This is a genomic window from Fibrella aquatilis, from assembly GCF_017353255.1.
Lineage (GTDB): Bacteria > Bacteroidota > Bacteroidia > Cytophagales > Spirosomataceae > Fibrella > Fibrella aquatilis.
This window is the reverse complement of the sequence record NZ_JAFMYU010000014.1, coordinates 50,729-77,185: the sequence shown is the minus strand read 5'-3', so window position 1 is coordinate 77,185 and position 26,457 is coordinate 50,729. Positions and strand designations below refer to the sequence as shown.

At 53.4% G+C, this 26,457-nt stretch carries 22 protein-coding genes; 13 read left to right on the top strand and 9 right to left on the bottom strand.

The window, feature by feature from the left end; genetic code table 11:
• Nucleotides 1–88: 88 nt before the first annotated feature.
• The 4 genes from J2I48_RS17035 to J2I48_RS17020 form a co-directional block, all read right to left on the bottom strand.
• Nucleotides 89–1,726, bottom strand: a complete 1,638-nt coding sequence (locus J2I48_RS17035) for a sodium/sugar symporter (protein ID WP_207336684.1) — start codon at nt 1,724–1,726, stop codon at nt 89–91.
• Between the two features lie 594 nt (nt 1,727–2,320).
• On the bottom strand, nt 2,321–2,737 hold the full coding sequence (locus J2I48_RS17030; RefSeq protein WP_207336683.1) for a hypothetical protein: 417 nt from the start codon (nt 2,735–2,737) through the stop codon (nt 2,321–2,323).
• Nucleotides 2,737–3,354, bottom strand: coding sequence for a hypothetical protein (locus tag J2I48_RS17025; protein WP_207336682.1), 618 nt, complete (start codon nt 3,352–3,354; stop codon nt 2,737–2,739). The genes J2I48_RS17030 and J2I48_RS17025 overlap by 1 nt, the downstream gene beginning before the upstream one ends.
• Before the next feature lie 23 nt (nt 3,355–3,377).
• Nucleotides 3,378–4,034, bottom strand: a complete 657-nt coding sequence (locus tag J2I48_RS17020; protein WP_207336681.1) for a hypothetical protein — start codon at nt 4,032–4,034, stop codon at nt 3,378–3,380.
• A gap of 975 nt (nt 4,035–5,009) precedes the next feature.
• Here J2I48_RS17020 and J2I48_RS17015 point away from each other — a divergent pair.
• Entirely contained in the window at nt 5,010–6,140 is a 1,131-nt protein-coding gene (locus J2I48_RS17015) for a GTP-binding protein (RefSeq protein WP_207336680.1), read from the top strand.
• Nucleotides 6,141–6,252: 112 nt separating this feature from the next.
• Nucleotides 6,253–7,560 (top strand): ribosome biogenesis GTPase Der, encoded by a 1,308-nt coding sequence (gene der, locus J2I48_RS17010; RefSeq protein WP_207336679.1) that lies wholly within the window; start codon nt 6,253–6,255, stop codon nt 7,558–7,560.
• Nucleotides 7,561–7,643: 83 nt separating this feature from the next.
• Here the strand turns inward: der and J2I48_RS17005 are convergent, their stop codons facing one another.
• Nucleotides 7,644–8,258: a LysE family translocator gene (locus J2I48_RS17005; protein ID WP_207336678.1), complete on the bottom strand. Its 615-nt coding sequence runs from the start codon at nt 8,256–8,258 to the stop codon at nt 7,644–7,646.
• Nucleotides 8,259–8,337: 79 nt separating this feature from the next.
• Here J2I48_RS17005 and J2I48_RS17000 point away from each other — a divergent pair, with 79 nt between their 5' ends.
• Nucleotides 8,338–9,381: a T9SS type A sorting domain-containing protein gene (locus tag J2I48_RS17000; RefSeq protein WP_207336677.1), complete on the top strand. Its 1,044-nt coding sequence runs from the start codon at nt 8,338–8,340 to the stop codon at nt 9,379–9,381.
• Between the two features lie 22 nt (nt 9,382–9,403).
• Here J2I48_RS17000 and J2I48_RS16995 read toward each other — a convergent pair whose 3' ends face one another.
• Nucleotides 9,404–11,044: an amidohydrolase family protein gene (locus J2I48_RS16995; protein WP_207336676.1), complete on the bottom strand. Its 1,641-nt coding sequence runs from the start codon at nt 11,042–11,044 to the stop codon at nt 9,404–9,406.
• A 64-nt stretch (nt 11,045–11,108) separates the two neighbouring features.
• On the opposite strand from J2I48_RS16995, the gene J2I48_RS16990 reads away from it, so the two are divergent.
• A complete protein-coding gene (locus tag J2I48_RS16990; protein WP_207336675.1) occupies nt 11,109–12,092 on the top strand; it encodes a hypothetical protein in 984 nt (327 codons plus the stop codon).
• Between the two features lie 10 nt (nt 12,093–12,102).
• Here the strand turns inward: J2I48_RS16990 and J2I48_RS16985 are convergent, their stop codons facing one another.
• From J2I48_RS16985 to J2I48_RS16975, 3 genes are all read right to left on the bottom strand, one after another.
• A complete protein-coding gene (locus J2I48_RS16985; RefSeq protein ID WP_207336674.1) occupies nt 12,103–13,137 on the bottom strand; it encodes a hypothetical protein in 1,035 nt (344 codons plus the stop codon).
• A gap of 94 nt (nt 13,138–13,231) precedes the next feature.
• The gene (locus J2I48_RS16980; RefSeq protein ID WP_207336673.1) at nt 13,232–14,071 is read right to left on the bottom strand and encodes a type IV pili methyl-accepting chemotaxis transducer N-terminal domain-containing protein; all 840 of its coding nucleotides are present in this window, start codon (nt 14,069–14,071) and stop codon (nt 13,232–13,234) included.
• Nucleotides 14,072–14,181: 110 nt separating this feature from the next.
• The gene (locus tag J2I48_RS16975; RefSeq protein WP_207336672.1) at nt 14,182–15,495 is read right to left on the bottom strand and encodes an Nramp family divalent metal transporter; all 1,314 of its coding nucleotides are present in this window, start codon (nt 15,493–15,495) and stop codon (nt 14,182–14,184) included.
• A 211-nt stretch (nt 15,496–15,706) separates the two neighbouring features.
• Between J2I48_RS16975 and J2I48_RS16970 the strand changes: the two genes are divergently transcribed.
• The 9 genes from J2I48_RS16970 to fabD all read left to right on the top strand — a co-directional run bounded on the left by J2I48_RS16970 (nt 15,707) and on the right by fabD (nt 26,447).
• Nucleotides 15,707–16,378 (top strand): metal-dependent transcriptional regulator, encoded by a 672-nt coding sequence (locus tag J2I48_RS16970; RefSeq protein WP_207336671.1) that lies wholly within the window; start codon nt 15,707–15,709, stop codon nt 16,376–16,378.
• A gap of 48 nt (nt 16,379–16,426) precedes the next feature.
• Nucleotides 16,427–17,506: an LptF/LptG family permease gene (locus J2I48_RS16965; RefSeq protein ID WP_207336670.1), complete on the top strand. Its 1,080-nt coding sequence runs from the start codon at nt 16,427–16,429 to the stop codon at nt 17,504–17,506.
• Nucleotides 17,507–17,634: 128 nt separating this feature from the next.
• The gene (locus J2I48_RS16960; RefSeq protein WP_207336669.1) at nt 17,635–18,558 is read left to right on the top strand and encodes a DMT family transporter; all 924 of its coding nucleotides are present in this window, start codon (nt 17,635–17,637) and stop codon (nt 18,556–18,558) included.
• Nucleotides 18,559–18,584: 26 nt separating this feature from the next.
• Nucleotides 18,585–20,039, top strand: coding sequence for a DUF6056 family protein (locus J2I48_RS16955; RefSeq protein ID WP_207336668.1), 1,455 nt, complete (start codon nt 18,585–18,587; stop codon nt 20,037–20,039).
• The gene (locus J2I48_RS16950) at nt 20,036–20,776 is read left to right on the top strand and encodes a glycosyltransferase (RefSeq protein WP_207336667.1); all 741 of its coding nucleotides are present in this window, start codon (nt 20,036–20,038) and stop codon (nt 20,774–20,776) included. Before J2I48_RS16955 ends, J2I48_RS16950 begins: the two co-directional genes overlap by 4 nt.
• Nucleotides 20,773–22,452 (top strand): hypothetical protein, encoded by a 1,680-nt coding sequence (locus J2I48_RS16945; RefSeq protein ID WP_207336666.1) that lies wholly within the window; start codon nt 20,773–20,775, stop codon nt 22,450–22,452. Before J2I48_RS16950 ends, J2I48_RS16945 begins: the two co-directional genes overlap by 4 nt.
• A gap of 231 nt (nt 22,453–22,683) precedes the next feature.
• Nucleotides 22,684–24,168, top strand: coding sequence for a UDP-N-acetylmuramoyl-L-alanyl-D-glutamate--2,6-diaminopimelate ligase (locus J2I48_RS16940; RefSeq protein ID WP_207336665.1), 1,485 nt, complete (start codon nt 22,684–22,686; stop codon nt 24,166–24,168).
• A 10-nt stretch (nt 24,169–24,178) separates the two neighbouring features.
• The gene (gene mraY, locus J2I48_RS16935) at nt 24,179–25,390 is read left to right on the top strand and encodes a phospho-N-acetylmuramoyl-pentapeptide-transferase (RefSeq protein WP_207336664.1); all 1,212 of its coding nucleotides are present in this window, start codon (nt 24,179–24,181) and stop codon (nt 25,388–25,390) included.
• A 172-nt stretch (nt 25,391–25,562) separates the two neighbouring features.
• Complete coding sequence (gene fabD / locus J2I48_RS16930; RefSeq protein ID WP_207336663.1) at nt 25,563–26,447, top strand: ACP S-malonyltransferase; 885 nt, start codon at nt 25,563–25,565, stop codon at nt 26,445–26,447.
• The last annotated feature ends 10 nt before the right edge of the window (nt 26,448–26,457 follow it).

The window sequence follows — 26,457 nt, the reverse complement described above, 5'->3', positions numbered from 1 at the left end:
AGCTACATGAACAGTCCACCCAAACAGAAAAAACGCGCCTTTCTGCCCCCCTCCCCTGCCTTTCAGGGGAGGGGCCGGGGGTGGGGTCCTACCAAAACTTCGTATACAACCCGCCGAGAATCACTGCGATCACAATAGAGCCGACCAAAAAAGACCGCGACACCCGGAACATGGACTGGTCGATAGCCAGGCCTTTGGGATTTTGTACACTCGCCGGGTCGGTCAGCGACACAAGCACCATCAGGGCCATGTCGATGCCAAATACCCAGGTGGTGCGGTGCAGGAAAGGCATTTCGGCGGCCTGACTACCAAACAGGTGGCTGATTTCGGGCCAGAATTTGAAAAGGATCGAGAGCGGAATCGTCAGGATGGCCACGGTTAGGGCGGCGCGGTTGGTGGCGCGTTTCCAGAAAAAGCCCAGTACGAAAATGGCAAATACGCCCGGCGTTAGGAAATTGGTGTATTCCTGAATGTACTGGTACACCTGATCGAACGACCGAAGCATGGGGGCAATGATGATGGCCACTACAAACGACACCACCACTGCCCAGCGCCCCACGTTCACCAGCTTCTGTTCCGACGCGTTCTTGTCGACGAACTTCCGGTAAATATCCAGCGTGAAAATCGTGGAGATGCTGTTGCACTTGCCTGCTAATGAGGCTACTACCGCCGCTGTGAGGGCCGCGAACGCCAGGCCTTTCATGCCCGTGGGCAGCAGGTTCATCAGCGTGGGGTAGGCATTGTCGGGCCGTACGGCTCCGTTAGCACCGGTCATGGCAGCGGCGAACGTACCTTCTTTGTACAGCACATAGGCCGCGATGCCCGGAATCACTACGATCAACGGAATAAGCAGTTTCAGAAACGCGGCAAACAGGATGCCACTACGAGCGGTCTTCAAATCGGCCCCCAGCGCCCGTTGCACAATGTATTGGTTGCAGCCCCAATAATAAAGGTTGTTGATCCACATACCGCCCAGCACCAGCGACATCCCCGGCAGGGCGTTATAATACGGTTGCCCCTCGGCAAAAAACATGTGAAAATGGTCGTCAGCGCGGGTGCGAAGGGCCAGCAGCCCGTTCCAGACGCCGTTCACGCCCGATTTGTCGGCCACAAGTTGCAGGGCCAGGTAGGTTACCACCAGCCCGCCGACGATGAGCACCACCACCTGAATGACGTCGGTATAGCCAATGACTTTCATGCCGCCTAGGGTGATGAAAATGGCGAAAACGGCCAGCCCGATGGTGCAGGTCGTAAACGAAATGCCCGCCAGCGACTCGATGGCGATGGCCCCCAGATACAGAATCGACGTAAGGTTGACGAGCACGTAGACGACCAGCCAAAACACCGCCAGAATGGTGCTGACGGTGTCGGAATACCGCTGCGCCAGAAACTGGGGCATGGTGGAAATGCGGTTTTTGAGGTAGATGGGGATGAAAAAAGCGGCCACAATCACCAGCGTCGCCGCCGCAATCCATTCATACGACGAGATAGCCAGCCCCATGGCAAACCCCGACCCGGCCATGCCGATAAAGTGCTCAGCCGAAATATTCGAGGCAATCAGCGAGGCTCCAATAGCCCACCACGTCAGCGACCCTTCGGCCAGAAAAAAAGCCTTGGTATCGGTCTCCCCTGCTCGCCGAGAGTGATAAATCCAATAGCCATAACCGACTACAATGACAAAATAGGTCAGGAACACCGCGTAATCAGCGGCAGCGAGATGGTTCATAGGAAGGCAGAAGTTTAGGTACGTGGTAAAGGCAACCGTACCCTATTCCGTACCCATTTCACCCACCGACACAGCCACTGTGCTCTTGGTTTTAAGGTCGGTTTTCATAGCTAACCTTAAAAGACGCCGATTTTAAGGTTAGCTCTGAAAACCTATATAAATCTGTGCTGTAATTTATCTCTTGTCAGGAAGCTATCTACAAGTAGCGTTCTGGTCGCGTAGCGATTGAATGTTTGTAGCAAGACGGAGTTGTGCCCGGCAAGCCAGCGTGCCGTAGGTACGCGACCACCGCGCCTATGTTGTGGCGTACCTACGGCACGCTGGCTTACCGGGCGCAACTCCGTTAATGACCCGCGAAATGATAGCCGCCGAATTGGGCGTAAGACCCAAGACGGTAGACTATTACATAACTAAGGGACTTAGATCTATTAAGATGGGGAGACTGATTTGTGTATGTACCCGCGCCGAATTTGAACGCTGGTATAGTACCTATCCTGTTAATTTTTACAAGTAACTAGACGGCAATAATCCTAATCCCGAGCTTAGTACCAACCCATAACAACAAAAGCCTCTCTCACCGGGAGGCTTTTGTTGTTATGGGTTGGTACTAAGCTCGGGATTAATTACCCAGCGGCAGTGCTTGAAAAGTTTAACCCGAACTTCTACATCTTTGATATCATCAGGCAGTCCATTAACATCCGTATGAGCTCTAATTGTAGGAATGGGAGCGTGATTAACTGTCAGGTTTTCGCTTCGCAATCCCCCCACCGACATTGCAACTACACCGTTATCCATGGGAATTTTTGCTTCGGATTGGGTCTGCTCTGGAGTAGAATACTCTTCCCAATTGGTTGACATGCTTTTGTGTTGATCTGCTTTATCCCCGCGTTCAACAAAAGCTCTTGGTTTAAACATGTAGGGACCATCATTTACAATATAGTTTTTATGAACCCTAAAGTATACATCGTGCTCATTTGGAATAGGCTCAATTGGCCAGTTTGATCCTTGCATCAATAGGCGGACTTAAGAATAGCTAACAAATTGTTTTTCAGATCGTCTCTGTCGGACAATTTTCCTTTTACAGATTGACCTTTCGAGTCTTCGCCATAATATGAAATAAGTTCTGACAACGATTTAGGAACATTAACAAGCATTCTCATTTGGGGCGTTTCCCAATGTATATCAATGCTACCTTCATATCCATCAAAAATAGCTGGTGCAGGCAGGTGCTTATCGCCCTGCGCGGCGAGATTAGCGACGCTAACTAACAGGTCAACTGTACGCGCCCAAGTTTTAGGACAATACGTAGTCCTTTCCTCCGTTTCCTCGTTAACATCGATATAGGTAAGAATGTATTTGGACTTATTTATTGCGTCTGCCCACGCTTGATATGTTTTGGGCAGGTTGACTGTCTTGCCATTGATTGTTTCAACGGCAATTAATTGTGACGGTTGAAAGTTGTAATAATCATAATTCGTGAAGACTCTCGGCCTTTCCGTTTTAGTCCGGTAGGAGTAGTCAGGGTTAGGTAAGAAACCCTCTTCCTCAATCACCCATTTCTCTACAGTGTCAAGCGATGAATGTCTTTTTTCATCGCGGACATCAAATAAATAATCAAATGTTTCCATAAGTCAGGTGAAGTAATCGTAGACTACAAAATTTTGTCAGGAAGATTGGCAACCGTCTTTTTCAGCACAGAATCTTTCTTATCGGCACGTTCCAACTGCATCTTCAAATCTCCGATATCTACATTGTCCAAAGCGAACTGGATTGTTTTGATGCCATTATCTTCTTGATACTCAATTTGAAGAGTATGGATGATTGTTAACGCTTGAATTTGACTCTCTTCCTCTTCAGCAAACAGGGGGCGTAAATCTGTCAAAACTTTTGCACTCATATACAACCGCTCTCGTTGCATTGAGAGCATCCGGGCCTTATTCGTTAAATGATAATTTCCCTTGCTATTGAAAAAACTGAGCAACACTGATTGAATTGACGTTAAAGTTTCATCGCTAAGCGCGTATTCCGGCGAAGCGAGCGCTTCCATGAAGTTGTCGACAAACTCTTGTATACTATTACCAAGCTGTTCCTGAGCAACAGGCAGACTGAGCAGAGCATCTACAACACTTAATGCCAAGGCATCATCAATTTGCAATCGATCCGCGACTTGCTTAGCAGTTGAAGATTTGGGATTCTCAACCGACACTTCAGCTAGCAAGTCAACAAGCTGCTGACGTTGTTGATCAGATAAGGTAGCAAAGGCAGTGAAGCCAGGCTTGTACCTATCCGGTATTCTCAATTTAGCCATATGAGGAGTAGATAGTAACATTTGGTACGACCATTGATATGCAACGCTAAGCGTGCCTATCAAATTCAATCAACGGTAAATCGGTCGAATATCATATAAATTTTATTGTATGCAACTGAACGATGCCTTATAAAAGCAACAGTTTTAATAATTATCTGTATATCAAGCTATTGGTTATGGAAATAGTGCCTGTCCGTATCCGACCCGTTACGAGTACAGTTTACATGGCCTTGCTGTTGTTTACCTCTCGACTACTTGTAAGATTCTGATTCCACCGCAAATTTGACCTCTCAATGTTGCATTTGCGCTTTCTTTCTGAATCAGTGTCCGTACTGGCTTCAGACCCATACGCTGCGAAAATGTCATGTTATGCACTAGGTTAAGCAGATGTAAAAAGCAGTTCCGTACACCAAACCGTACACGCCTTAAAAGACAAAGCCCCTAATTATCTAACAGTCAGATAATTAGGGGTTTTCTTTGTAGCGGGAGCTGGACTCGAACCAGCGACCTTTGGGTTATGCTTACCACTACAGCTTTCGCTGCCCTCTCAGTTTGTGGTCTGGACTGTCTCTTATCCCTTCACGCCGAAACGTGGGTAGGGTTTTGCCATTCAGTCTCTACACCTTCCGCAGCTTTCGCCTTGGCTTGGCTCGGGATTACCGCACTACCGGCTTCCCCGAATTTGACAAATTTACACGTGTCCGTTACCAGTCACGCTGCCCATACTTCATCAGTTTGTTTGTCTTTCGACTCACTCAGAACAGCTTCGTGCGTTACTGTTCTTACTTGGCTGATGATGCAAATTACTTGAGCCCAACGAGCTACCAACTGCTCCATCCCGCGATGTTGGGAGTGCAAATGTACGGCAACTTTCAATAAAATCAAGTACCTTTGTAAAAATATTTTTCTGGCCGCCTTCCGTTGTGAAACATAAGGCATGGCCTTCACCTCAAAGCCATTGGTTATCAGACCAATATGGGATCACCTGACATACAACCCCCCGGAGAACTAAATCCGGGCGCCCCACCCGCCCCCGATTTTCGGGCCGGGTTCGTGAGCATCGTCGGTAAGCCGAACGTCGGTAAATCGACCCTCATGAATCAATTGATTGGCGAACGCCTCTCGATCATCACCTCAAAAGCCCAGACCACCCGCCACCGGATCATGGGTATCCTCAACGGCAACCACAACGGGCAACCCTTCCAGCTCGTCTACTCCGACACGCCGGGCATTATTCAACCCAAATACAAGCTCCACGAGTCGATGATGAGCTTCGTGCGCGGGTCGCTGGAAGACGCGGACGTGATTCTGTTTGTGACCGATATCTTCGAGCAACACGACGAAGACGACGTGATCAAGCGGCTTAAGTACGCCAACGTGCCCATTATCCTGCTTATCAACAAGATCGATCAGGCCTCGCCCGAACAGGTAGAAGAGAAGATCCGGTACTGGGAAGAGCACTTCAGCGTGGGCGGTTATGCTGTGCTGGAGGATGAAAGCAGTGAAGGAGGCAAGAAAGCAGGCATCCCTGACGAAGACTCGCTCCGCTTCAATGAAGACGGTAGCCTGGTTGACGAAGATGACCTTGCCGACGACGAGACCGACGCCCAACCCGTTGCCGAAGAAGCCGCCCCTGGCGCTCCCCGCAAGGCCACCGAGATTATTCCGATCTCGGCGCTGAACGGGTTTAACCTCGACCGGCTGTTCGACGATATCGTGCGTTACCTGCCGGTGCATCCGCCGTATTTTCCGGAAGATGAACTGACCGACAAGCCCGAGCGCTTCTTTGCCTCGGAGATGATTCGGGAAAAGATCTTTCTGAACTACAAGAAAGAGGTGCCCTACAGCTCGGAAGTGGTCATCACAGGGTTCAAAGACCGCGAGGACATGCTGGTTATTTCCGCCGAAATTCTGGTGGAACGCCCTACGCAACGGGCCATTCTGCTGGGCGAGAAAGGCAACATGATCAAGAAAACGGGTATCATGGCCCGCGAAGAATTGGAACGCTTCTTCGGTAAAAAAGTCTTTTTAGAAACACATGTCAAAGTAGAACCCGACTGGCGCCAAAAAGAGCGCATGCTCCGGCGGTTGGGCTATGACGAATAAATAAGAGAGGAGGAAAGGGAAGAACGGGAGAAAGGAGGAAAGGGATGCTCATGCACAACCCCTTACCCCTTTTCTCCCCTTCCTCCGTTCCTCCCTTTCCTCCTTTAAAAAAATGTCAAACATTGTCGCAATTGTAGGCCGCCCAAACGTGGGTAAGTCAACGCTGTTTAATCGATTGATCGAGCAACGGCAGGCCATTATGGATAACCAGTCGGGCGTAACGCGCGACCGGCACTATGGGCGGGCCGAATGGACCAACCAGTTTTTTACCGTTATCGACACCGGCGGGTATGTGGTGGGGTCGGAAGATGTCTTTGAAGAGGCCATCCGCGAGCAGGTAGAAATGGCCATCGAAGAAGCCACGGTGATCCTGTTTGTGGTCGATTGTATGACCGGGATCACGGGGCTGGACGAAGATTTTGCCAACGTGCTGCGCCGCTCGAAAAAGCCAGTCTATGTGGTGGCTAATAAAGCCGAAACCACCGACCGCCTTCAGGCCGCGTCTGAATTTTATTCGTTCGGCATGGGCGACCCGTACCCTATTTCGGCCCAAACCGGCTCAGGCACAGGCGATTTGCTCGATGACGTGATCAAGCATTTTCCAACGGAAGAGGTCGAAGACCCCGACGCGGGCATTCCCCGTATTGCCATTATTGGCCGTCCCAACGTGGGTAAGTCGTCGTTTGTGAACACACTGCTGGGCAAAGAGCGCACCATCGTAACCGACATTGCCGGTACCACCCGCGACGCTATCAATACCCGCTACAAGGCCTTCGGACAAGACCTGATCCTGACCGATACCGCCGGTCTGCGCCGCAAAGCCCGCGTAAGCGACAACATCGAATTCTATTCGACGCTGCGCACGATTAAGGCCATGGAAGAGTCGGATGTGTGCATCATCATGCTCGACGCCACACGGGGCATGGAAAGCCAGGACATGACCATTATCGGGCAGGCCATTAAAGCCAAAAAAGGCGTGGTGCTGATGGTAAATAAATGGGATGCCGTAGAGAAAGATCACCGCACGGCCGACGTCTGGAAAAAGGAAATCCTTCAGCGCATGGCCCCCATTGATTATCTGCCCGTGATCTTTACATCGGTACACGAGAAACAGCGTATTTTTCAGGTAATGGAAAAGGCGATGGAGGTGTATGAAAATAAAACGAAGAAGATTCCAACGTCGAAAATAAACGAGCTGATGCAGCCCGAGATCGAGGCGTATCCACCACCGGCACTGAAAGGTAAGCACGTGAAGATCAAGTATATGCTTCAGGTGCCAACGCCGTCGCCTACGTTTATTTTCTTCTGCAATTTGCCGCAGTACATCAAAGAATCGTACGAACGTTTCCTGGAAAATAAACTTCGCGAACATTTCGGTTTCGACGGTGTGCCGCTGACGTTATTTTTCCGGCAAAAGTAGGTTAATGTACAATGTATAATGCACAATGTACAATGGTTTCGCATTCGGCACCTGCTCAGTGCGAAGCCATTGTACATTGTGCATTATACATTGTACATTGTTCCCCTTAACCGCCAGCAGGCCATGGCGATTAGGAAGCCGCCGGATAGCCAGTTCAGCCAGCGGTTAGACAGGTAGTGGAGCAGTCGGTGACGGTAGCGCGTAGCGAGCCAGGCGTAGCCCATGAGCAGGACGAAAGCGCCCGTTGCGGCACCCAGCGCAAATGCCCACGGGGCACCCGCCACCCCAACCAGTTCACCCGGCAAGGATAGCCACACCGCCGACCAGAATGTGAGCAGTTGCGGGCTGATAAGCGAAAGCAACAACCCGCGCCCAAATGACACGGAGCCCCCTGTTGGTGATAGCGCCGTAGAGTCTATAGGGCGTTGACGAATTGTGGCAACACCAACGATAAATAGCACTAGCACAGGCAGATACGTTAGCCATATAGGCCATACATACTTCGGCAAAAGCAGTGTGAGTCCTCCTGCGGCCAGTCCCCCGTAAAGCACTTCAGGCACACAGCCACCCAGCGCCAGTAACACAGCAGCCCACCACCCCCTCGTTAGTGTGGTTTGCACCAAGGCTATACTAAGCGCGCTGGGTGGCACAGACCCCAGGAAGCTAATGGCACAGGTTAGGAGAAACAGGTAGAGCATTTTTATAAGGGAATATTACTATCTGTCATTGAAAAATCACTAGCACTTAGCAACTTGCGTATCAAACAAGACGCCATTTATGAAACTACTTTACACCCTTATATTTTCAGGTATCTTATTGTGCTTTGCCAAAGACGCCTGTGCTGACGCAGGCATCTATAATTCGTACGTCATCCTTGATATAAACGCAACAGGCAACCAATACCGCTATGGTACCAAGAATGACGATGTGACCAACGCAGCATTCCAGGGCAGCAATTTCGGTAGCGTAAACTCCATCTTTTTAAAGGGCGGACAGCTCAAATCGTTCAAAAGTTCTGCCGATGTGACCGCCGCTAACATGGCCTACCGAGTTTACAAAGTAGGCAGCACGCCTGGTGCGTTCATTACGCTTGGTTTCGACTTTGGCCAGGACTACGGCTCTGGTAACCAACGCTGGGAGAAGAACAATTATAACATCAATCTGGCCAGCGGGCTACCATCAGCCACATACACATTAGAAGTATACTTCTTTATTAACTCGACGGTTGGCGACCGGTATGACAGTAATGGCGGGGCTAACTACACAGCAACGTTTACCGTCACCAGCGCCACGCTTCCTGTCACCCTGTCTTCGTTCAATGCCAAGGCTAATAATCACATGGCTAGTCTTGACTGGGCCACGGCTAGCGAGTCGGGCAATGCCTATTTCGATGTAGAGCGCAGTTTGGATGCACAAGCATTTACGCGCGTTGGGCGCGTGGAGGGCCGGGGTACTACGGCCGCGCGGCAGATATACACCTTTACCGATGAGTCGCCCAGCCGAGGTACGAACTACTACCGGCTGCGGCAGGTAGATGCCAACGGGCAGTTTGCATTGTCGCAGGTGCGGGCCGTGCTGATTCGGAGCAACGGCGAATTGACTATTCTGGGCAACCCGGCAACGGAACAATTTGCCGTAACAGGCCTGGAAGCAGGCTCTACTGTTGACCTACTCGACCTGAATGGGCAACTCCGCCGTCGCCAGGCTACCACCGATAGCCGCCTGCAAATTGACGTACGCGATCTGCCCAGTGGCACCTACCTCCTGCGCGTAGCCGAGCCAACCGGTACGCAGACCAAACGGGTTATGGTGATGAGGTAAAAGAATTAATGTACAATGTACATTAATTCTTCCCCTCCCCTACTTTCGCGGGTTTCATGGGCACACCGGGTTGGGTGATCTCGAAGTTTTCTTTCTTTTTGGCTTCGGCTACCAGCGCCCTCACGTCGGCGAGGAGTTTTTTGGCGTCGTAGACCACGCCATCTTTCACGGTGTAGGTCACGCCGCCCACCCGCTCTACTTCGTTTTTCTCGTTTAGGTGAATAGCCCCGGTGCCGTAGAGCGTCTTTAGGTTGGCCAGCGGGTTTTCTTTAACGATCACAAAATCAGCCAGTTTACCTACTTCTACAGAGCCGATCTGGTCGGCCATGCCGAGGGCTTCGGCGCCTTTGATAGTGGCGGCCCGGATAACTTCCAGCGGGTGAAAACCAGCCTCGCGGAGTAGTTCCAGCTCGCGGATATAGGCAAAGCCGTAGAGCTGGTAGATGAATCCCGAATCGGACCCGGTGGTGACGCGGCCACCCCGGTTTTTGTATTCGTTGATAAACTGCATCCAGAGCTGGTAGTTCTTTTTCCAGGCTACCTCCTGCTCGGTGCCCCACTCATGCCAGTACGACCCGTGCGAGATGCGGCTTGGGCCGTAGAACCGCCACAGGCTGGGCAGAGTATAATCGTCGTGCCATTCGGCGCGGCGGGCCAGCATCAGCTCGCGGTTGGCTTCGTAGATGTTAAACGTGGGGTCGAGGGTGAAATCGAGGGCAATCAGTTCGTCCATTACTTTGTTCCAGCGGTCGGTGCCGGGCTTGGCGGCCTGCTGCCAAAGGTTGCCCGCTTCGGTGAACCGGTCCTGCTCGTTGTTGTAGTTGTAGGTGGCGGGGTAGTCCTGTACGGTACGGTCGTCAAAGAGACTTTCGGGCAGACCATACCAGTGTTCCATGGTGGTCAAACCGGCTTTGGCGGTGGCCAGGGCGTTCATCCGGGCCACTTCCAGTTGCGCATGGTGACAGGCTGAGCGCAGACCCAGCTTCTTGTTTTCGTCCAGTGCCGCCCGAAATACACCCGGTTCAGCCCCGAAAAACTTGATGCCGTCGGCGCCTTTTTGAGCATTCAGACGCACCCAGGTGCGGGCTTGTTCAGGCGTGGTAATAGGGTCTTTGCTGCCTTGGCCGAAAACCGTGTAAGCTTTGATACGCGGGGCCACAATCTCGTTGCGGTCGCTTTTGGCACGGTGTTCCAGCACCCAATCCAGCCCATTTCCCGCCGACGGGTCGCGGATAGTGGTGATGCCGTGACCCAACCAGAGCTTGAATACATATTCGGCGTTGGCACCCTGGTCTTTCCCGCCAATATGACCGTGCATATCTATGAAGCCTGGCATAAGGTACATACCCTCGCAGTTCAATTCCTGCGTACCCACCGTAGCCTGCGGGCGACTTTTGGGGTCGATGGGTACGCCGGGGTAACCTACCTGCCTAATCTGGGCAATGCGGTTTTTCTCTACCACAATATCGACCGGGCCAATGGGCGGCGCGCCGGTGCTGTTTATGAGCGTTACACCCCTGATAATGAGCTGGTCATACGGTCCGCCACCTTCGCCTGCTTTTCGCACCGGCGCTTTTTCGACCTGTGCTTTTAAGGAGTTTACAACACATAATGTACAATGTACAATGAGGGCGGTGGTGAGGAGTCTGCGAAGGCGGCGCATGGCGATGAGTGTGTTATGTCAATTGGATGCAAGATATTGCGGTTTAATCAATCGCTACGAAGCCATGTTCATTCAACGCAATTTTCTGTTTATCATCATGGTCATGGCCGTGTTACTGGCCGTGGCTATGAAAGCCACAGTCTATCAGCGCGAACCGGTAGCACCGCCAACTCCCTCGCCCGCCACGACAGAAGCGTTCCGGGCTTACTGGTTCGGGGGGAAAGCCGAGTTGAATACCTATCAACTCGAACAAGCGCAATACGGGGCCATGCATACCGGCGAGGCCGTGCTGGTTTTTGTAACCGAAGATTTCCGGGTCGATAAGCAGGTGAAAGCAGAGTCGGAAGCAAGCCGGGGGGTATCTGTTCCGGTACTGAAAACCAACTACATACGACGGTTTGTTACGGGGATCTACGACTACTCGCTGTTTACGTCGGTGTTTACACCCATTGGCTCACCCAAGTTTCCTAACACGTTAAAAGTCAGCACATCGGGGCAGGAGTGGTGCGGGCATAGCTATGTGCAGGTAAACTACAAAGACAATGCCTACCAGGTGAGTGGGCGGTCTTATTTTGAGCAGGAAGTTACTGAGGATTACACAGTCGAGAAAGCCATGCTGGAAGACGAACTATGGAACCGCATCAGGCTGGATCCCGGCAAGTTACCTACCGGCGATGTGCACTTGATTCCAGGCACACAGTCGGCACGCCTGCGTCATAAAAAACTGGAGTCTATTCCGGCAACGGCCACCCTCGATTCGGCGCAGGGCGTGGCTTGGACAAACACCCATATCCCCGGTGTTTCGGTTGGTCCCTGCAAGGCATATATCCTTGATTACAAAGACGATGGCAAGTCCACGCCGGGCCGAAAGCTGACCCTTATTTTCGAGACGGCTTTTCCCCATAAGATAGTGGGTTGGGAAGAGACTTATACGTCGAAAGAGAAAGTATTGACCTCACGCGCCATGCTCCGAAAAACAATCCAGTCAGATTACTGGAATCATAACACGCCCGCCGACAGCACATTACGACAGGCGCTTTCTCTCTAAGCTAAGCGGCCTATTGCACCGTCAAAACCAGATAAGCGGCCTGGTTTGGCTTACGTACACTATTATACATCTTCGTGGGGAGGCGGTCGTCGTCATTAATCAGGAGTACTGTCCGGGGGTTTAGAAACGTCATGTCTTCTGCTTTGTGGGTCATCCGCAGTGGTTCATTGTTGGGAAGCCGGACTATGTTCATTTTCCCCGCTGTCAACTCAGCTTCAGTGGCGGTCCAAAGGTAGGACCCAACATTAGTGCTTGACTCATGAGAGGTTATGATCCAGAATATGTCTCGGGACGGATCATACTTCAGGCTTGACAAACCCAAATTGGCGGGCAGTTTCTCGTCGCTCTGTGCATCTACCTTGATGGTGGCCATCGGTGTAAAATTGCCGGTTAGCTCGATATGCTGCTTGTCGCCCCGCCCTACCACCGTATATGGAATGGTTAATATGCGCACTACCGATTTAAAGTCCTGAAAGCTATTGCCTTCCTCCCGAATGCCCACATACAGTTGGCTGGCTGTGGCGGTTAGGCCCTCAATCTTAAAATACCGAACAAGACCCAGGAATGTAAGATCCTCCAGCGCCAGAGCCGACGATAGCTTATCGCGCAATGAGACTGACGTGCCTTCTGTGGTGAAGGCCTGAGCGTTACCCAACACCTGCGCCTTAGATGGCTTGCCGGCTGGCCAGCAGAGCAGCAGGTTATAGCCATCCCAATCGGTACTTCCCTCTTTCACACGGTCGAAGGCGGTAGTGGCAAAAACCCACTTCCGGTCAGGCGTTTGAGCTAGTTCTTCATATTTAATACCCCGCTTAAATACGTCGTCGGTGAAGTAGGCGGGTGGGTTGAGCATCATTTCCCGAATACCAGGCCAAAACCCTATAGACGACCGGCCGTCGGGCATGGGTTTATCATGCGCTACCAGTATCGATTTACCGTCGTATAGAATAGCCGATGCTTCAAACCAGAATGGTTTACCACCCGATTTCAACGTATCGGAAAACCCTATTGCAAACCCCTCCTGCTCGATTTGAACACGGGGCATTCTGCTTAATTTAGGATTGCTCTGTGCCTGAGCACCCAGGCCACCAAGTACACTCAGTACCACATAAAAATACGTTCGCAAGGCTAAAAACTGATTATTCGAGTAGCTTGGCATACATGGCGGTAATTTTATCCATCTTATTCAGCATGCGGTTGGTAATCTGGAATACCTCGCCAGAATCTATCAATTTTCCTTCGAAAGACAGACAGTTATTTTTTGTGCAACGCTCCTCAATAGGGCGCCAATCCAGAATAGCCGCCGAGACGGCATCATCAATATCCACGGTGTTGGCTTCTGACGTCACAAGAGCGTTCATACATACCTGAATGCCCGCAGTTATCTGTTGCAGTTGCTTTACCATATCATTGTTGGGGGTGTTCAATCCGGCTATGTAGGCTCCGTAATAGAACGTCAGCCGTTGTGACAGCATCCGTATCCGCCCCGATTGATTAATGTTTTCAGTGATAAGCTCAGACGATGTCCCTGTTTCGTTCTCTCGACGGGGTTGTGCGGCAACCCATTTTACCAAATCAACTACTACATCATTGGCCGCCGCCAACAACAGCGAGTTGGTGTTAAGCACTATCTGTCCATTTTCCCGGGACGGTTCGGCTAATAGTAGCCGTCGGTAGTCATTCCACAACGACTCTTCTTTGGCCAGCAGCGCCGACGTACTCTTGGGTATCGTGAGTTTCAGGGCTTTCAAGTTTTCTTCAAACAAAACGATGGACGCCTGCAACTCCCGACTGGCCACTTCGGTCTGCTTTCCGATGAGTTTAAACATGTAATCTTTACCCATTCGTTGCGACAAAAATCGCTGCTTACCCGCCATATTAACCATGGCGCCGGGCGAAAGTATTACCTGCGCGGTGGCTGATTGTAGCAGACTGGTTAACAGAAGAAAAAGGGTGATTCTAGTGGCCGTCTTTAACATAAAGGTAATATTGGCGATGGGCTACGTTTCCAAAACCTAAATAAACCGCAACTAGCGTACCAATCAGTTACAACCGCCTACCACTTAATAAATCTTCCACAGGGTATCAACTAGCCAATTAATGATTCGACTAGTAAGTACCCATTTAAGCCGATAATTAAGCCAGCCACAACCCAGGCCAGCACCTTAACCCAGCCTGGATTAACAAAGCGGCCCATCTTTAGAGGGTCATTAGTGAACATGACCAGTGGCACCACCGCAAAGCTAAGTTGTAACGAGAGTACTACCTGACTTAGTACCAGTAGTTCAGACGTGCCATGTTCACCGTAGATAAAGGCCACCACCAGGGCAGGCACAATGGCAATGAGCCGGGTAACCAGCCGACGCACCCACGGCTTGAACCGGATATTCAGAAAGCCCTCCATCACGATTTGTCCCGCCAACGTGCCTGTGAGCGTACTGTTTTGGCCCGATGCCAGCAAGGCCACGGCAAAGAGCACACTCGCCAGTTTCACACCCAGCAGCGGGTCGAGCAGGCGGTGAGCATCGGTAATGTCGGCCACGGTTTGGTTGCCCGAAAAGTGAAACGCCGCCGCCGACAGTACCAGAATGGCTCCGTTGATGAAAAACGCCAGAAACAGCGACCCCGTAGAATCTATAGTAGCGAATTTAATGGCTTCTGTGCGGCCTTCGTCGGTCCGGGGAAAATCACGGGTTTGTACAATGCTGGAGTGCAGATAGAGGTTATGGGGCATGACCGTGGCCCCCAAAATACCAATGGCAATGTAGAGCATTTTGGGGTTGGTTACCACCTCTGGGCGCGGCAGCAGGCCACCCATCACTGCCCGCACGTCGGGGCGCGAGGCAATAAGTTCGTAGGCGAAACAGGCCAGGATCACGAAGATCAGCCCCGCCACGATGATCTCGATAACCCGGAAGCCTTTGTTCTGAAGCCAAAGCAACAGCAACACGTCAACGGCGGTGATGAGAATGCCCACCGTTAGCGGCAGGCCAAAGAGCAGGTTGAGGGCAATGGCCGCGCCGATAACTTCGGCCAAATCGCAGGCGGCAATGGCAATTTCGGCCAGGACCCAGAGGCCAATGGCTACCGGGCGGCTGTAGTGCGCCCGACAGGCTTGTGCCAAATCGCGCCCCGTAGCTATGCCCAGTTTCAGCGAGAGGTGCTGCAAGAGCATAGCAAACAGGTTGGAAATCAGCACTACCGACAGCAGCTTGTAGCCAAACTGCGCCCCCCCGGCAATGTCGGTAGCCCAATTGCCGGGGTCCATATAGCCCACCGCCACCATCAGCCCAGGACCGAGGTAGGCTTTCAGCGTACGAAAAAAATTGCCCGACGCTGGTACCCGCACGCTAGCATGCACCTCAGAAAGTGATTCGGTATAGCTCTCGTCTCGCCAAGTCATTACAAGGGTGAAGTTCAAGGTCTAATGCCTAAGGTTTAACGTTGCTTCGCGCTCAGCGTGTAATGCGCAAAGCAACGTTAGACCTTAGACATTAGACCTTGAACTTTTTTTAGTCTAATCTAAAAATTTATTTTTGCTAATCAAACAACTACATTTGCGTTCGTTCTGTTCACGGACTATTCACAAACGGCCAAAAAAATGGTCCGCTGTTATGTCGACGCATTCATTTACCGAAGAAAATTACCTCAAGCTGATCTACGCGCTGGTTAGTCGGGGGGCTGATGAGGTGAGCACCAACGCCTTGGCCGAGGTAACAGCCACGCGGGCGGCGTCGGTAACAGACATGCTTAAGCGCCTGGCCGACAAGCAGTTGGTGCATTACCGAAAGTATCAGGGTGTACGGCTTACGGATGAAGGCGAACGGCTGGCGTTGACTATCATCCGGCGGCATCGGCTTTGGGAAGTGTTTCTGGTCGATAAGCTCGGTTTTGGCTGGGATCAGGTACACGAGATGGCCGAAGAGCTGGAACATATCCGGTCTGACGAGCTGGTGGAACGCCTCGACAGCTTTTTGGGTAACCCGCAGTTCGACCCCCACGGCGACCCTATCCCGACCCCGGCGGGCCACATGCCTGCTGCCCCGTCGCAGAAAATGGCCGATCTGCTACCCAACGAATCGGCCTGTTTGCTGGGTGTACTCGACCACTCGGCGGCGTTTCTGCAACACCTTGACCGCAGCGGGCTGGTGCTGGGCTGCACTGTTAATGTTTCTGAAATCAGCCCCTTCGACCGGTCGATGCGGGTGACAATACCGCCCGGACAAACGTTATTTGTTAGTTACGACGTAGCCAGAAACCTGCTGGTAGGCCCTACGAAGGCATGATGCCGCAGCCATAATGTCGCAGGCCTGGTACGACCGTTTTATCTGCTTATGAAGATTCTGGACTGGTACATTTTAAAGCGCTTTTTGCAGACCTACTTTTTTGTAGTGTTGCTGATTGTGCTCATTGTTTGCGTGGTGGATTACACCGAAAAAGTGGACGATTTTCGGAAGCACAATGCCCCCGCCCACGCCATTTTCATTGACTACTACCTCAATTTTATTCCGCACTGGGCCAACATGATCAGCCCGCTGATGGTGTTTATTGCCACGGTGTTTATGACCTCTCAGTTGGCATCACGGACCGAGATTATTGCCATTCTGAGCAGTGGGGTCAGTTTTATCCGGCTGCTGGTACCCTACGTCATGGGCGCGGCGATCCTGGCCCTGCTCAGTTACTACATGGTGAATTACCTTATTCCGGTGGCCAACAAAACGCGCATTGGGTTCGAGTTGAAATATACCAAAGATGCCTACACGTTCACAGGTCGGAATACGCACATCAAGATCGCGCCCAACATTTACGCCTATCTGGAAAGCTATAACAACCTGAACAACACCGGCTATAAGTTCACGCTGGAAGAGGTAAAAGGCAACGAATTGAAACAGAAGCTCTCTGCCGACCGGATTGAGTGGGACACCAAAAAAGGCAAGTGGGCCATCTACGATTACCAGGTCCGTAAGTTCGACGCGCAACAGCACGAAACGCTTACGCCCGGCTCCCGAATCGATTCGACGCTGAACCTGAAACCGTCTGATTTCGACTCTGATTTCAGCCTGTTTGAAACCCTCACCAAGCCCGAACTCGACGCCTATATCAGCCTGATTCAGAGCCGCGGTGCCGACGGTGTGGAGACGTATCTGCTCGAAAAGTACACCCGCCAAACCCGGCCCTTCGCCATCATTATTCTCACGGTGATTGGGGTGATTATGTCGGCCCGGAAAAGCCGCCGGGATGTGGGCTGGCAGGTGGCGCTGGGCTTTATTCTGGCCTTCGTTTATATTCTCTTCTACATGCTGGCCAAGGGCGTGGCCGACTCCGGTGCCATGGACCCCGTGCTGGCGGTCTGGCTCCCGAACCTTATTTTCGCAGGCATCGGCGTATTTTTGTACAATACGATACCACGATGAAGGAGCGAAGAGCTTAGGGCAGGGGGTTTAGAGCATAGGCCATAGAGCATTTAAGCTTGGTTACCATCTTCTTCGCCCTAAGCCCTACACTCCATGCCTTCTGCCCTACGCCCTCTGCCCTACGCTCCATGCCCAACCCCACCTTCCGCGATTATTTGCACCTGCACTTCATTGTGCTCATTTGGGGCTTCACGGCCATTTTGGGGCTATTGCTGGAGCCGCTGGGTGCACCTGCGCTGGTGGTACTCCGCACAGGACTGGCGACGCTGGGGCTTTGGGCGGTACTATACTTCCGCCCCGCTACCCCGCTAGCGGCCAACCCCACGCCGACTGATAATTGGAAACTGCTGGCTACGGGGGGCATCATTGCCGTGCACTGGCTGGCGTTTTTCTGGGCGGCCCGGCTAGCCAACGCGTCGGTTTGTCTGGCGGGCATGGCTACCAGCTCGCTATGGGCGTCGGTGCTGGAACCGGTACTGCTGAAGCGGCGGGTGAAAGGCCTTGAGATTGTGATGGGTGCGGTGGTCATGTTTGGCCTGTACCTCATCTTCAGGTTCGAGTTCGACAAGGTGGCCGGGCTGGTGGTGGCGGTGTTTTCGGCCATGCTGGCGGCCCTGTTCACGATCATCAACAGCCGCTTTACCCAACGCTACGCCTCGCTGGTGATTGCCCGGCAGGAGATGCTGGGGGCCTTTCTGACCTCGGCGGTGTTGGGAGCAGTGTATGTAGCGCTGGTACATCCGTCGCCCGAAACGCTGTTGCCACAGCGGCCTGCGCAATGGCTGTGGCTGTTGGTGCTGGCGTTTGTCTGCACGGTCTATGCTTATACGGCTGGGGTAGGCCTTTTACGCAAATTTTCACCCTACATGGCCATTTTAACCGTGAACTTAGAGCCGGTTTATGGCATTTTGCTGGCCGTCCTCATTTTCAACGACCGCGAACGCATGACCGGCGGCTTTTACCTGGGTACGCTGGTGATCCTGCTGGCTGTGCTGGCATACCCATTTTTGAGTAAACAAACCATGCGAGAAGAGCCGGGGATCACAAATTGAGTTGTGCTGCTCAGCCTCGTCCATTCATGAAACAATCAGTACTACATCGCTTTTTGCTGCCTATTACCACAACGGGGCTGTTTCTGGCCGTTTTCGTGCCCATTCTCGTTTTGTCATACTACAATCACCCCTCGGCTGCCGACGATTATTGTTTTGCCGACACGGCCGTTCGTTACGGGTTCTGGCAGGCACAACAGTATTACTACGACGGCTGGACGGGTCGTTACTTCTCCAATTTCATTGTTCACGGTACGCCGTTGGTTTGGGGCTGGTATGCGGGGTTCAAGTTTATTCCGGCCCTGCTGGCCATTGGCTGGGTGCTGGCGGCCTATACCCTCCTGGGCGAATGGCTCAACCGCCTGGGCAGCCCCGCTCCTACCCGCAGCCGTACCCAATTGTACCTGACCGGCCTGCTGTTTTTTCTTTACATCCTGATCCTGCCCAACCTGGCCGAAGCCTTTATCTGGACGGCTTCGGCGGCGGTCTACACGGTACCCACGGCCCTGATGATGTATTGGGGGGCGGTGTTGCTGCGCTGGCAAACCCAGCCGCCAAGTACACTACGCACCCTCACGGGCGTTTGGGCCAGTGTGCTGGTGTTCCTGATCGTGGGCTGCGGCGAAACACATATGCTGCTCATTATCAGCCTACTGCTGGCCATTCTGGTGTATCGTCTTGTCAAAAACAGGCAGGTAGATAAACAGCTTTTGCTGCAACTTGGCGTGGCGCTGGTATCGGGCTGGCTGGTGTTTCGGGCACCGGGCAACGCCGTCCGCATGCAGGGAGGCGCGGCCAATGGTGATCTGGTGGGGGGCATGGTACAGTCGCTGCGGTGGCTGGCGCTGACCCTTCCGCGCTGGTTTTTGCAAACGCCGGTGCTGCCCCTGTCGGCGCTTTGGATCATGCTGGGGGCGGGGTTAGTGGCCAAGCGGACCGACGCTGATGCCCGCGTGAGCAAGCTATTTGGGGTACCACTCTGGTACGGCCTGCTGGTCTTGTTTGGGCTGCTGCTGGCCACGGTGTTTCCATCTTACTACGCTACCCAAAACCTCACAAACAGGGCAATCAACGTCACCTACGCGGTTTTTCTGTGGGGTTGGCTGTTTGTTCTTACCACCCAACTGCCCCGGTTTGCCCGCTTTGGCACCACCAGGCCGCCCCTTTGGCTGCTAGTGCTAACCCTGCTTTGGATTGGCATCAGCACCGTGCGCAGCCTGCCTATGCGCCGCCTCTATGCCGACATACTCCGGGGCGATGCCGCGCAGTATGACCGCGAACTGACGGCCCGGCAGCAACTCCTGAGTCAGTCGCGGGCCGACACGCTACGGCTGGCCCCGCTAAGCGTTTACCCCACCAGTTTATTCATGGAAGACATCCGCACCGACCCCACCCACTGGTGGAACAAGTGTCAGGCGGGCTATTATGGGCATAAAGTGATTATTATTGACCCGTCAATTCGACCCACACCCGCCCGTCCATGACCACCGTTTGCATTGTTGTGCCGTGTTATAATGAAGCCGAACGCCTGCCCGGCGAGGCTTTTCTGACCTACCTTGGCACCCACCCGCACGTTACGTTTTGCTTCGTTAACGACGGCAGCCGCGATCAGACCCTGACCGTTCTATCGGCCTTACAACAACGTAATCCAGCCCAGATTCATGTGCTCGATCTACCTCAGAATCAGGGGAAAGCCGGGGCCGTGCGGGCAGGAATGAACCACTGCGGCGCGGGCCATTTCGACTATACCGGCTATTTCGATGCCGACCTGGCCACCCCCCTGGCGGCCATCGACGACCTGCAGGCCGTGCTGGACAAACACCCCGACTGTGTGTTTGTGATGGGGTCGCGGATTAAGCACCTGGGGGTGAACATTCAGCGCAGTGCATTTCGGCATTACGTAGGGCGGGTCATTGCCACTACCATTAGTACAATTTTGCGTTTGCCGGTGTATGACACCCAATGCGGGGCCAAACTTATGCGCCGTGAAGCTACCGCCCCCGTCTTTGCCGAACCGTTCATTAGCCCGTGGCTGTTCGACGTGGAGTTGATTGCCCGGCTGATTGGCCAATACGGTCGCGCTACTATTGAGGGGCGGTTATTGGAACAACCGCTCCAGGAATGGATCGAACAGGACGACTCGCGCATTAGCTCAACCTACGTGTTTCGCATGTGGTATGAACTGTACCGTATCTACCGAACTTATAGTCATTTACGATGAGTGCCCCCGCCCCTTCTCTCTCACTTCGTTACCCGTTTTTGCCCTACCTGCTGTTGTTGCTGCCCGTAGCGTTGCACACCTGGGTTATTCTGGCCTATGCCGAAAACATACCCTGGTACGACGACGTGGAGATGTTTGTGGCCTTTATCCAGGAATATTTCAAGGCTAACACGCTGAGCGACAAGGTCTACTGGCTGCTTAAGCCCAGTAATGAACACCGCATTTTGCTGGCAAAACTGGTGGCGTTGCTTACCTACTACGTCACGGGCCACATGAACTTCCGGCTGATGATCATCATCGCCAATCTATTCATGTACGGTACGCTGGTTATTCTCTACCGCATTTTTCGGTCTATGCAATTGCCGGTCTGGTCGTTTGTGCCGGTACCATTCTTTCTGTTGCAGCCCCAATTTTTCCTGACCTCCACCTGGGCATTAACGGGCCTGCAACATCAGGGGGGCACGTTTTTGTCGTTTTTGGTCATGTACAATCTGGCCAAAGGTGGTCGAAATCGGTTTGCAGGCGCGTCTTTTTTGCAGGTGCTGGCGTCGCTGTCTATGAGCAACACGCTTTTTGGCTGGCTGGCGGGGGCGGTCATTTTGTGGCGGCAGGGCCATTACCGGAGGCTCGCGGCCTGGGCGGTGCTCTGCGCGGTGGCCGTCTTTATTTACCGCTACGGCTACACCTATTCGCAGGGCACCACGAGCCAAAAGCTGTTCCTGACCCAACCCTGGCTGGTGATCGTAAGCGTATTTTCGTTCGCGGGTGGGTCGTTCGACGTGCTGCCGTTTGCGCCGTTTCTACTGCGCGGCATCGGCCCGACCATTGCGGGCATTATTCTATTTGCGCTTATCGCCTGGTTTTTGAGCCAGATGCGGTGGCCATTTCAGAAGAAAATCCTGACGCTGGTACCCCAACTGCCCAATGCCATTCGCGACAATTTTTTTATTGGCATCTACATCCTTCTGCTCACCAACGCCGCCGTGGTGGGCATGTTCCGCATTCGGTACGGGTATAATGTGATCCTGATCAGCAATTACATGCTCTACCCGGCGTTGCTGCTATGTGTTGTCTATCTCAATGGTTTACAGACGCTTAACATTCAGCTTCGCCCCCGCTGGAGGCAAATTGGCCTGACGCTGGCGGTGCTGCTTTGGGCAAAATCGTACTTCTGGCACCTGCCCGAACTGGCCAACCGCAGCGAATTTTTGCGGGCCTGGGGTTATAATCAGCAGCATACGGGCATTGGCCTAGGTGGCGAACGGGGCGGCAATCTGGAAGCCCCCATTCACAACGCCATGACGGGAGCCGTGGCCGGGGGCTACTACAAATACCCCGACAACCCCGTGGCCGATTACCCGGTGGTGCTGGACACCGTGGCTACGCGCATTACCCGCAATGGCGACACCTATCACCTCGAAACACCGGGACCATCGGGGGCCGTTCGGCAAGCGTTTGCTGTGTTGCAGTCTGACACCGAGACGTACTTAATTCCCTCAAATACACCGTTTTATCGTCCCGCTTTCTGGCTCCGCCGCCCCGTTTTGGGTGTTCAGGCCGACGTGAACAACTTCTTCCTCCGCCCCGGCACCTACCGCGTCGGCTGGGCCATTGCCGCCAACGACAAGTCCATCCACTTCTCCAGAAAAACAGTCACAATCACGGCAAAATATTGAGAAGAAGGGTTTTTTGACAGGATTATCAGGATTTCAGGATGAACAGGATTTTTCCTTTGCTGTACAGCAAATAGTTGAAGTAAAAGGAAAAATCCTATTCATCCTGAAATCCTGATAATCCTGTCAAAAAACCCTTCTTCCTATTAAGCGATTAGCGAAAGCGGCGGCGGTCGCGTTTTTTTGCACCATCGAGCTTAGCTCACAAAACGGGCGTTTGCGCGTTGCATTGGTATGCTCCTATCTGATTTACTCTATAAAGTACCCCTGCTGGCTACGGCAGGCAGCATGAACGCCGAGGTTACGCACCTCACCATGGACTCGCGGCAGGTGGCACCGGGCAGCTTGTTTATTGCTGTGCGCGGCACGGTGGTTGATGGTCATTCATTCATCCAAAAAGCCACTTCCCAAGGTGCTACGGCTATTTTGTGTGAAGAAATGCCCGCCGAAATGCCCGCCGACGTCACGCTTGTGCAAGTGGCCAACGCGCCCCGGGCCATGGGGTTTGTGGCGGCCAATTTCTATGGCCATCCATCCAAAAAAATCAAGCTCGTGGGCGTAACGGGCACCAACGGCAAGACTTCCGTGGCCACGCTGCTATTCCGGCTGTTTCGCGGGCTGGGCTACCGCTGCGGCCTGCTCTCGACGGTGCAAAACCAGATCGACGAGACCGTGTTGCCCGCCACGCACACCACCCCCGACGCGATTTCGGCGAACGAACTGCTGCTGAAAATGGCGCAGGCGGGTTGTACGCACGTGTTTATGGAGGTAAGCTCGCACGCCGTAGTGCAGGAACGCATTGCCGGATTGCACTTTGCGGGTGGCATTTTCACCAACATCACCCACGACCACCTCGATTTCCACGGCACATTCGACAACTACATCAAGGCCAAAAAAGGCTTTTTCGATCAGCTGCCGCGCTCGGCCTTCGCTCTCACCAACGCCGACGACAAGCGCGGGGCGGTGATGCTGCAAAACACGCTGGCCCGAAAGGAAAGTTATTCGCTACAAACGCTGTCAGCATCCACTGCGGGCACGTTCAAAGGCAAGGTCCTCGCCGACGGGCTGTTCGGGCTGGAAATGACCATCGACGACCGGCAGGTATGGTTCAAACTCATCGGCCGGTTCAACGCCTACAACCTGCTGGCGGTCTACGGCACGGCCGTGCTGCTTGGCGAAGATGAGGAGGAAATTCTGACCCAGCTTTCGGCCGTGACGCCCCCGTCGGGCCGGTTCGAGCAGGTCATTTCCGACGATAAGATTGTTGGTATTGTCGACTATGCCCACACGCCCGACGCGCTGCAGAACGTGCTGGAAACCATCCAGAACCTTCGTCAGAACAACGAGGAGGGCTATTTCCCCCAGATCATCACGGTGGTAGGCTGCGGCGGCAACCGCGACGCGACCAAACGGCCCATTATGGCGCAGATTGCCACCAAGCTCAGCGACCGCGTCATCTTAACGTCTGACAACCCGCGTTTTGAAGACCCAATGGCCATTCTGGAACAAATGCAGGCGGGCGTGTCGCCGGTGAACGCCCGGAAAACGCGCACCATCGAAGACCGCCGCGAGGCTATTCGCGCTGCCGTGGCCCTGGCCAAACCCTATGACATTGTTCTGGTGGCGGGCAAAGGCCACGAAACCTATCAGGACATCCAGGGCACGAAACACAACTTCGACGACCGGGTTGAACTTCGCGAAGCCTTCCAAAACCGCTAACTTTGGCTCTATGCTCTATTACCTCTTTCAGTACCTCGACCGGGCGTTTGATTTTCCCGGCGCACGGGTGTTCCAATATATTTCGTTCCGGGCGTTGGGTGCCGTAGTGCTGTCGCTCATGATTGCGGCTATTTTCGGGCGGCGCATCATCGACAAGCTACGGAGTTTACAAATCGGCGAGTCGATCCGAGATTTGGGGCTGGAAGGGCAGATGCAGAAGCGGGGTACGCCCACCATGGGCGGGTTTATCATTATCGCGTCGCTGCTGATTCCGGTGTTGTTGTTTGCCAAGCTCTCCAACGTCTACATCATTCTGCTGCTCGTTTCGGCGGTGTGGACCTGCCTCATCGGTTTCCTGGACGACTATATCAAGGTCTTCAAAAAGAACAAAGAAGGCCTTCAGGGTAAGTTCAAAGTGGTGGGGCAGGTGGGGTTGGGCCTTATTGTGGGCCTGACGTTATCGTTTAATAACTACGTGAAAATCAGGGTATATGACAAGCCCGCCGCCGGGGCCGTTGTGCGCCAACTGACTCATTACCAGGATATTCACTCGACGGTCTCGACCATTCCGTTCATCAAAGACAACAACTTCGATTACAGCTGGCTCCTGTTCGGCCTGCTTCCCCCCGATTATACCTGGATTGTGTACACGCTGGTGTGCATTTTCATCATCACGGCGGTATCCAACGGGGCCAACATCACCGACGGCATCGACGGGTTGGCGGCGGGTACGTCAGTCATTATTGGCCTCACGCTGGGGGTACTGGCCTACCTGTCGTCCAACGCCCGCTTTGCTGATTATCTGAACATCATGTTCATTCCCAACTCGGCAGAGATCGTAATTTTCTGCGCCGCGTTTGTGGGGGCCTGCGTCGGTTTTCTGTGGTACAACTCCTTCCCCGCGCAGGTGTTCATGGGTGACACGGGTAGCCTGATGCTCGGCGGCGTGATTGCCGTACTGGCACTATCTATCAGGAAAGAATTGCTTATTCCGGTCATGTGTGGCCTTTTTCTGGCCGAACTGGTGTCGGTGATTATGCAGGTGAGCTATTTCAAATACACTAAAAAGAAGTACGGCGAAGGCAGGCGCATTTTGCTGATGTCGCCGCTACACCACCACTTTCAAAAGAAAGGCTACCACGAAGCCAAAATCGTGACCCGCTTCTGGATCATCGGCATCATCCTGGCCGTCATGACCTTGGCGACACTTAAACTACGTTAATGTTCAACGTTTAAAGTCTACTGTCTAAAGTTGCCCGCACCCTGGCCCGTGTCCCCACGGGCCTACGCCGCTGGAGGTAGCTCGTTGCTTACGCCTGAGTAGGCCCGTGGGGACACGGGCCAGGGTGCGGGCAACTTTAGACAGTAGACTTTAGACGTTGAACCCCCTTCAAATGACCGCATTCATCTTCCCCGGCCAGGGTTCCCAGTTCAAGGGCATGGGCCACGACCTGTACGAATCATCGCCGGTGGCGAAAGCCCTTATGGACGAGGCCGACCAGATCCTGGGTTTCAGCCTCACCAACATCATGTTTACCGGCACCGACGACGAGCTGAAACAAACCAACGTCACGCAGCCCGCCATTTTTCTGCACTCGGTCGCCTTGGCCATGACTACGGATAATTTTGCCCCTAACATGGTGGCGGGCCATTCGCTGGGTGAGTTTTCGGCCCTGGTAGCTGCCGGTGCTTTATCTTTCGCCGACGGTCTGCGACTGGTGGCTCAACGCGCCGACGCCATGCAACGCGCCTGCGAGCTAAACCCCTCCACGATGGCCGCTATCCTGGGTCTAGCCGACGACATGATTGAGCGTATTTGTGCTGAAGTGGTCGCCGAAACGGGCGAGGTGGTGGTACCTGCCAACTACAACTGCCCCGGTCAGGTGGTGATTTCGGGAAGCAACGAAGGCATCCGCGTGGCCTGCGAACGGCTGAAAGAAGCCGGTGCCAAACGCGCCCTGCCCCTGCCCGTGGGTGGTGCATTTCACTCACCCCTGATGGAACCCGCCCGCGCAGATTTGGCCCAGGCTATCGAGAACACCCCCTTCCAGGCCCCGCACTGCCCCATTTACCAAAACGTGAACGCCCAGCCAGCCACCGACGTAGCCACAATCAAAGCCAACTTGATTGCCCAACTCACCGCTCCTGTCCGCTGGACCCAATCCGTACTGGCCATGACTACCGACGGGGCCACGACCTTCACCGAATGCGGACCCGGCAAAGTGTTGCAGGGCCTCGTCAAGAAAATCGCGCCGGGTGTTGAGGTGGGGAGTGTATAAAGCTAGTAAT

Bases quoted from the DNA above. Each gene is read 5' to 3' on its own strand.
- J2I48_RS17035 (WP_207336684.1), bottom strand. From the start codon at position 1,726: ATGAACCATCTCGCTGCCGCTGATTACGCGGTGTTCCTGACCTATTTT.
- J2I48_RS17030 (WP_207336683.1), bottom strand. From the start codon at position 2,737: ATGCAAGGATCAAACTGGCCAATTGAGCCTATTCCAAATGAGCACGAT.
- J2I48_RS17025 (WP_207336682.1), bottom strand. From the start codon at position 3,354: ATGGAAACATTTGATTATTTATTTGATGTCCGCGATGAAAAAAGACAT.
- J2I48_RS17020 (WP_207336681.1), bottom strand. From the start codon at position 4,034: ATGGCTAAATTGAGAATACCGGATAGGTACAAGCCTGGCTTCACTGCC.
- J2I48_RS17015 (WP_207336680.1), top strand. From the start codon at position 5,010: ATGGGATCACCTGACATACAACCCCCCGGAGAACTAAATCCGGGCGCC.
- der (WP_207336679.1), top strand. From the start codon at position 6,253: ATGTCAAACATTGTCGCAATTGTAGGCCGCCCAAACGTGGGTAAGTCA.
- J2I48_RS17005 (WP_207336678.1), bottom strand. From the start codon at position 8,258: ATGCTCTACCTGTTTCTCCTAACCTGTGCCATTAGCTTCCTGGGGTCT.
- J2I48_RS17000 (WP_207336677.1), top strand. From the start codon at position 8,338: ATGAAACTACTTTACACCCTTATATTTTCAGGTATCTTATTGTGCTTT.
- J2I48_RS16995 (WP_207336676.1), bottom strand. From the start codon at position 11,044: ATGCGCCGCCTTCGCAGACTCCTCACCACCGCCCTCATTGTACATTGT.
- J2I48_RS16990 (WP_207336675.1), top strand. From the start codon at position 11,109: ATGTTCATTCAACGCAATTTTCTGTTTATCATCATGGTCATGGCCGTG.
- J2I48_RS16985 (WP_207336674.1), bottom strand. From the start codon at position 13,137: ATGCCCCGTGTTCAAATCGAGCAGGAGGGGTTTGCAATAGGGTTTTCC.
- J2I48_RS16980 (WP_207336673.1), bottom strand. From the start codon at position 14,071: ATGTTAAAGACGGCCACTAGAATCACCCTTTTTCTTCTGTTAACCAGT.
- J2I48_RS16975 (WP_207336672.1), bottom strand. From the start codon at position 15,495: ATGACTTGGCGAGACGAGAGCTATACCGAATCACTTTCTGAGGTGCAT.
- J2I48_RS16970 (WP_207336671.1), top strand. From the start codon at position 15,707: ATGTCGACGCATTCATTTACCGAAGAAAATTACCTCAAGCTGATCTAC.
- J2I48_RS16965 (WP_207336670.1), top strand. From the start codon at position 16,427: ATGAAGATTCTGGACTGGTACATTTTAAAGCGCTTTTTGCAGACCTAC.
- J2I48_RS16960 (WP_207336669.1), top strand. From the start codon at position 17,635: ATGCCCAACCCCACCTTCCGCGATTATTTGCACCTGCACTTCATTGTG.
- J2I48_RS16955 (WP_207336668.1), top strand. From the start codon at position 18,585: ATGAAACAATCAGTACTACATCGCTTTTTGCTGCCTATTACCACAACG.
- J2I48_RS16950 (WP_207336667.1), top strand. From the start codon at position 20,036: ATGACCACCGTTTGCATTGTTGTGCCGTGTTATAATGAAGCCGAACGC.
- J2I48_RS16945 (WP_207336666.1), top strand. From the start codon at position 20,773: ATGAGTGCCCCCGCCCCTTCTCTCTCACTTCGTTACCCGTTTTTGCCC.
- J2I48_RS16940 (WP_207336665.1), top strand. From the start codon at position 22,684: ATGCTCCTATCTGATTTACTCTATAAAGTACCCCTGCTGGCTACGGCA.
- mraY (WP_207336664.1), top strand. From the start codon at position 24,179: ATGCTCTATTACCTCTTTCAGTACCTCGACCGGGCGTTTGATTTTCCC.
- fabD (WP_207336663.1), top strand. From the start codon at position 25,563: ATGACCGCATTCATCTTCCCCGGCCAGGGTTCCCAGTTCAAGGGCATG.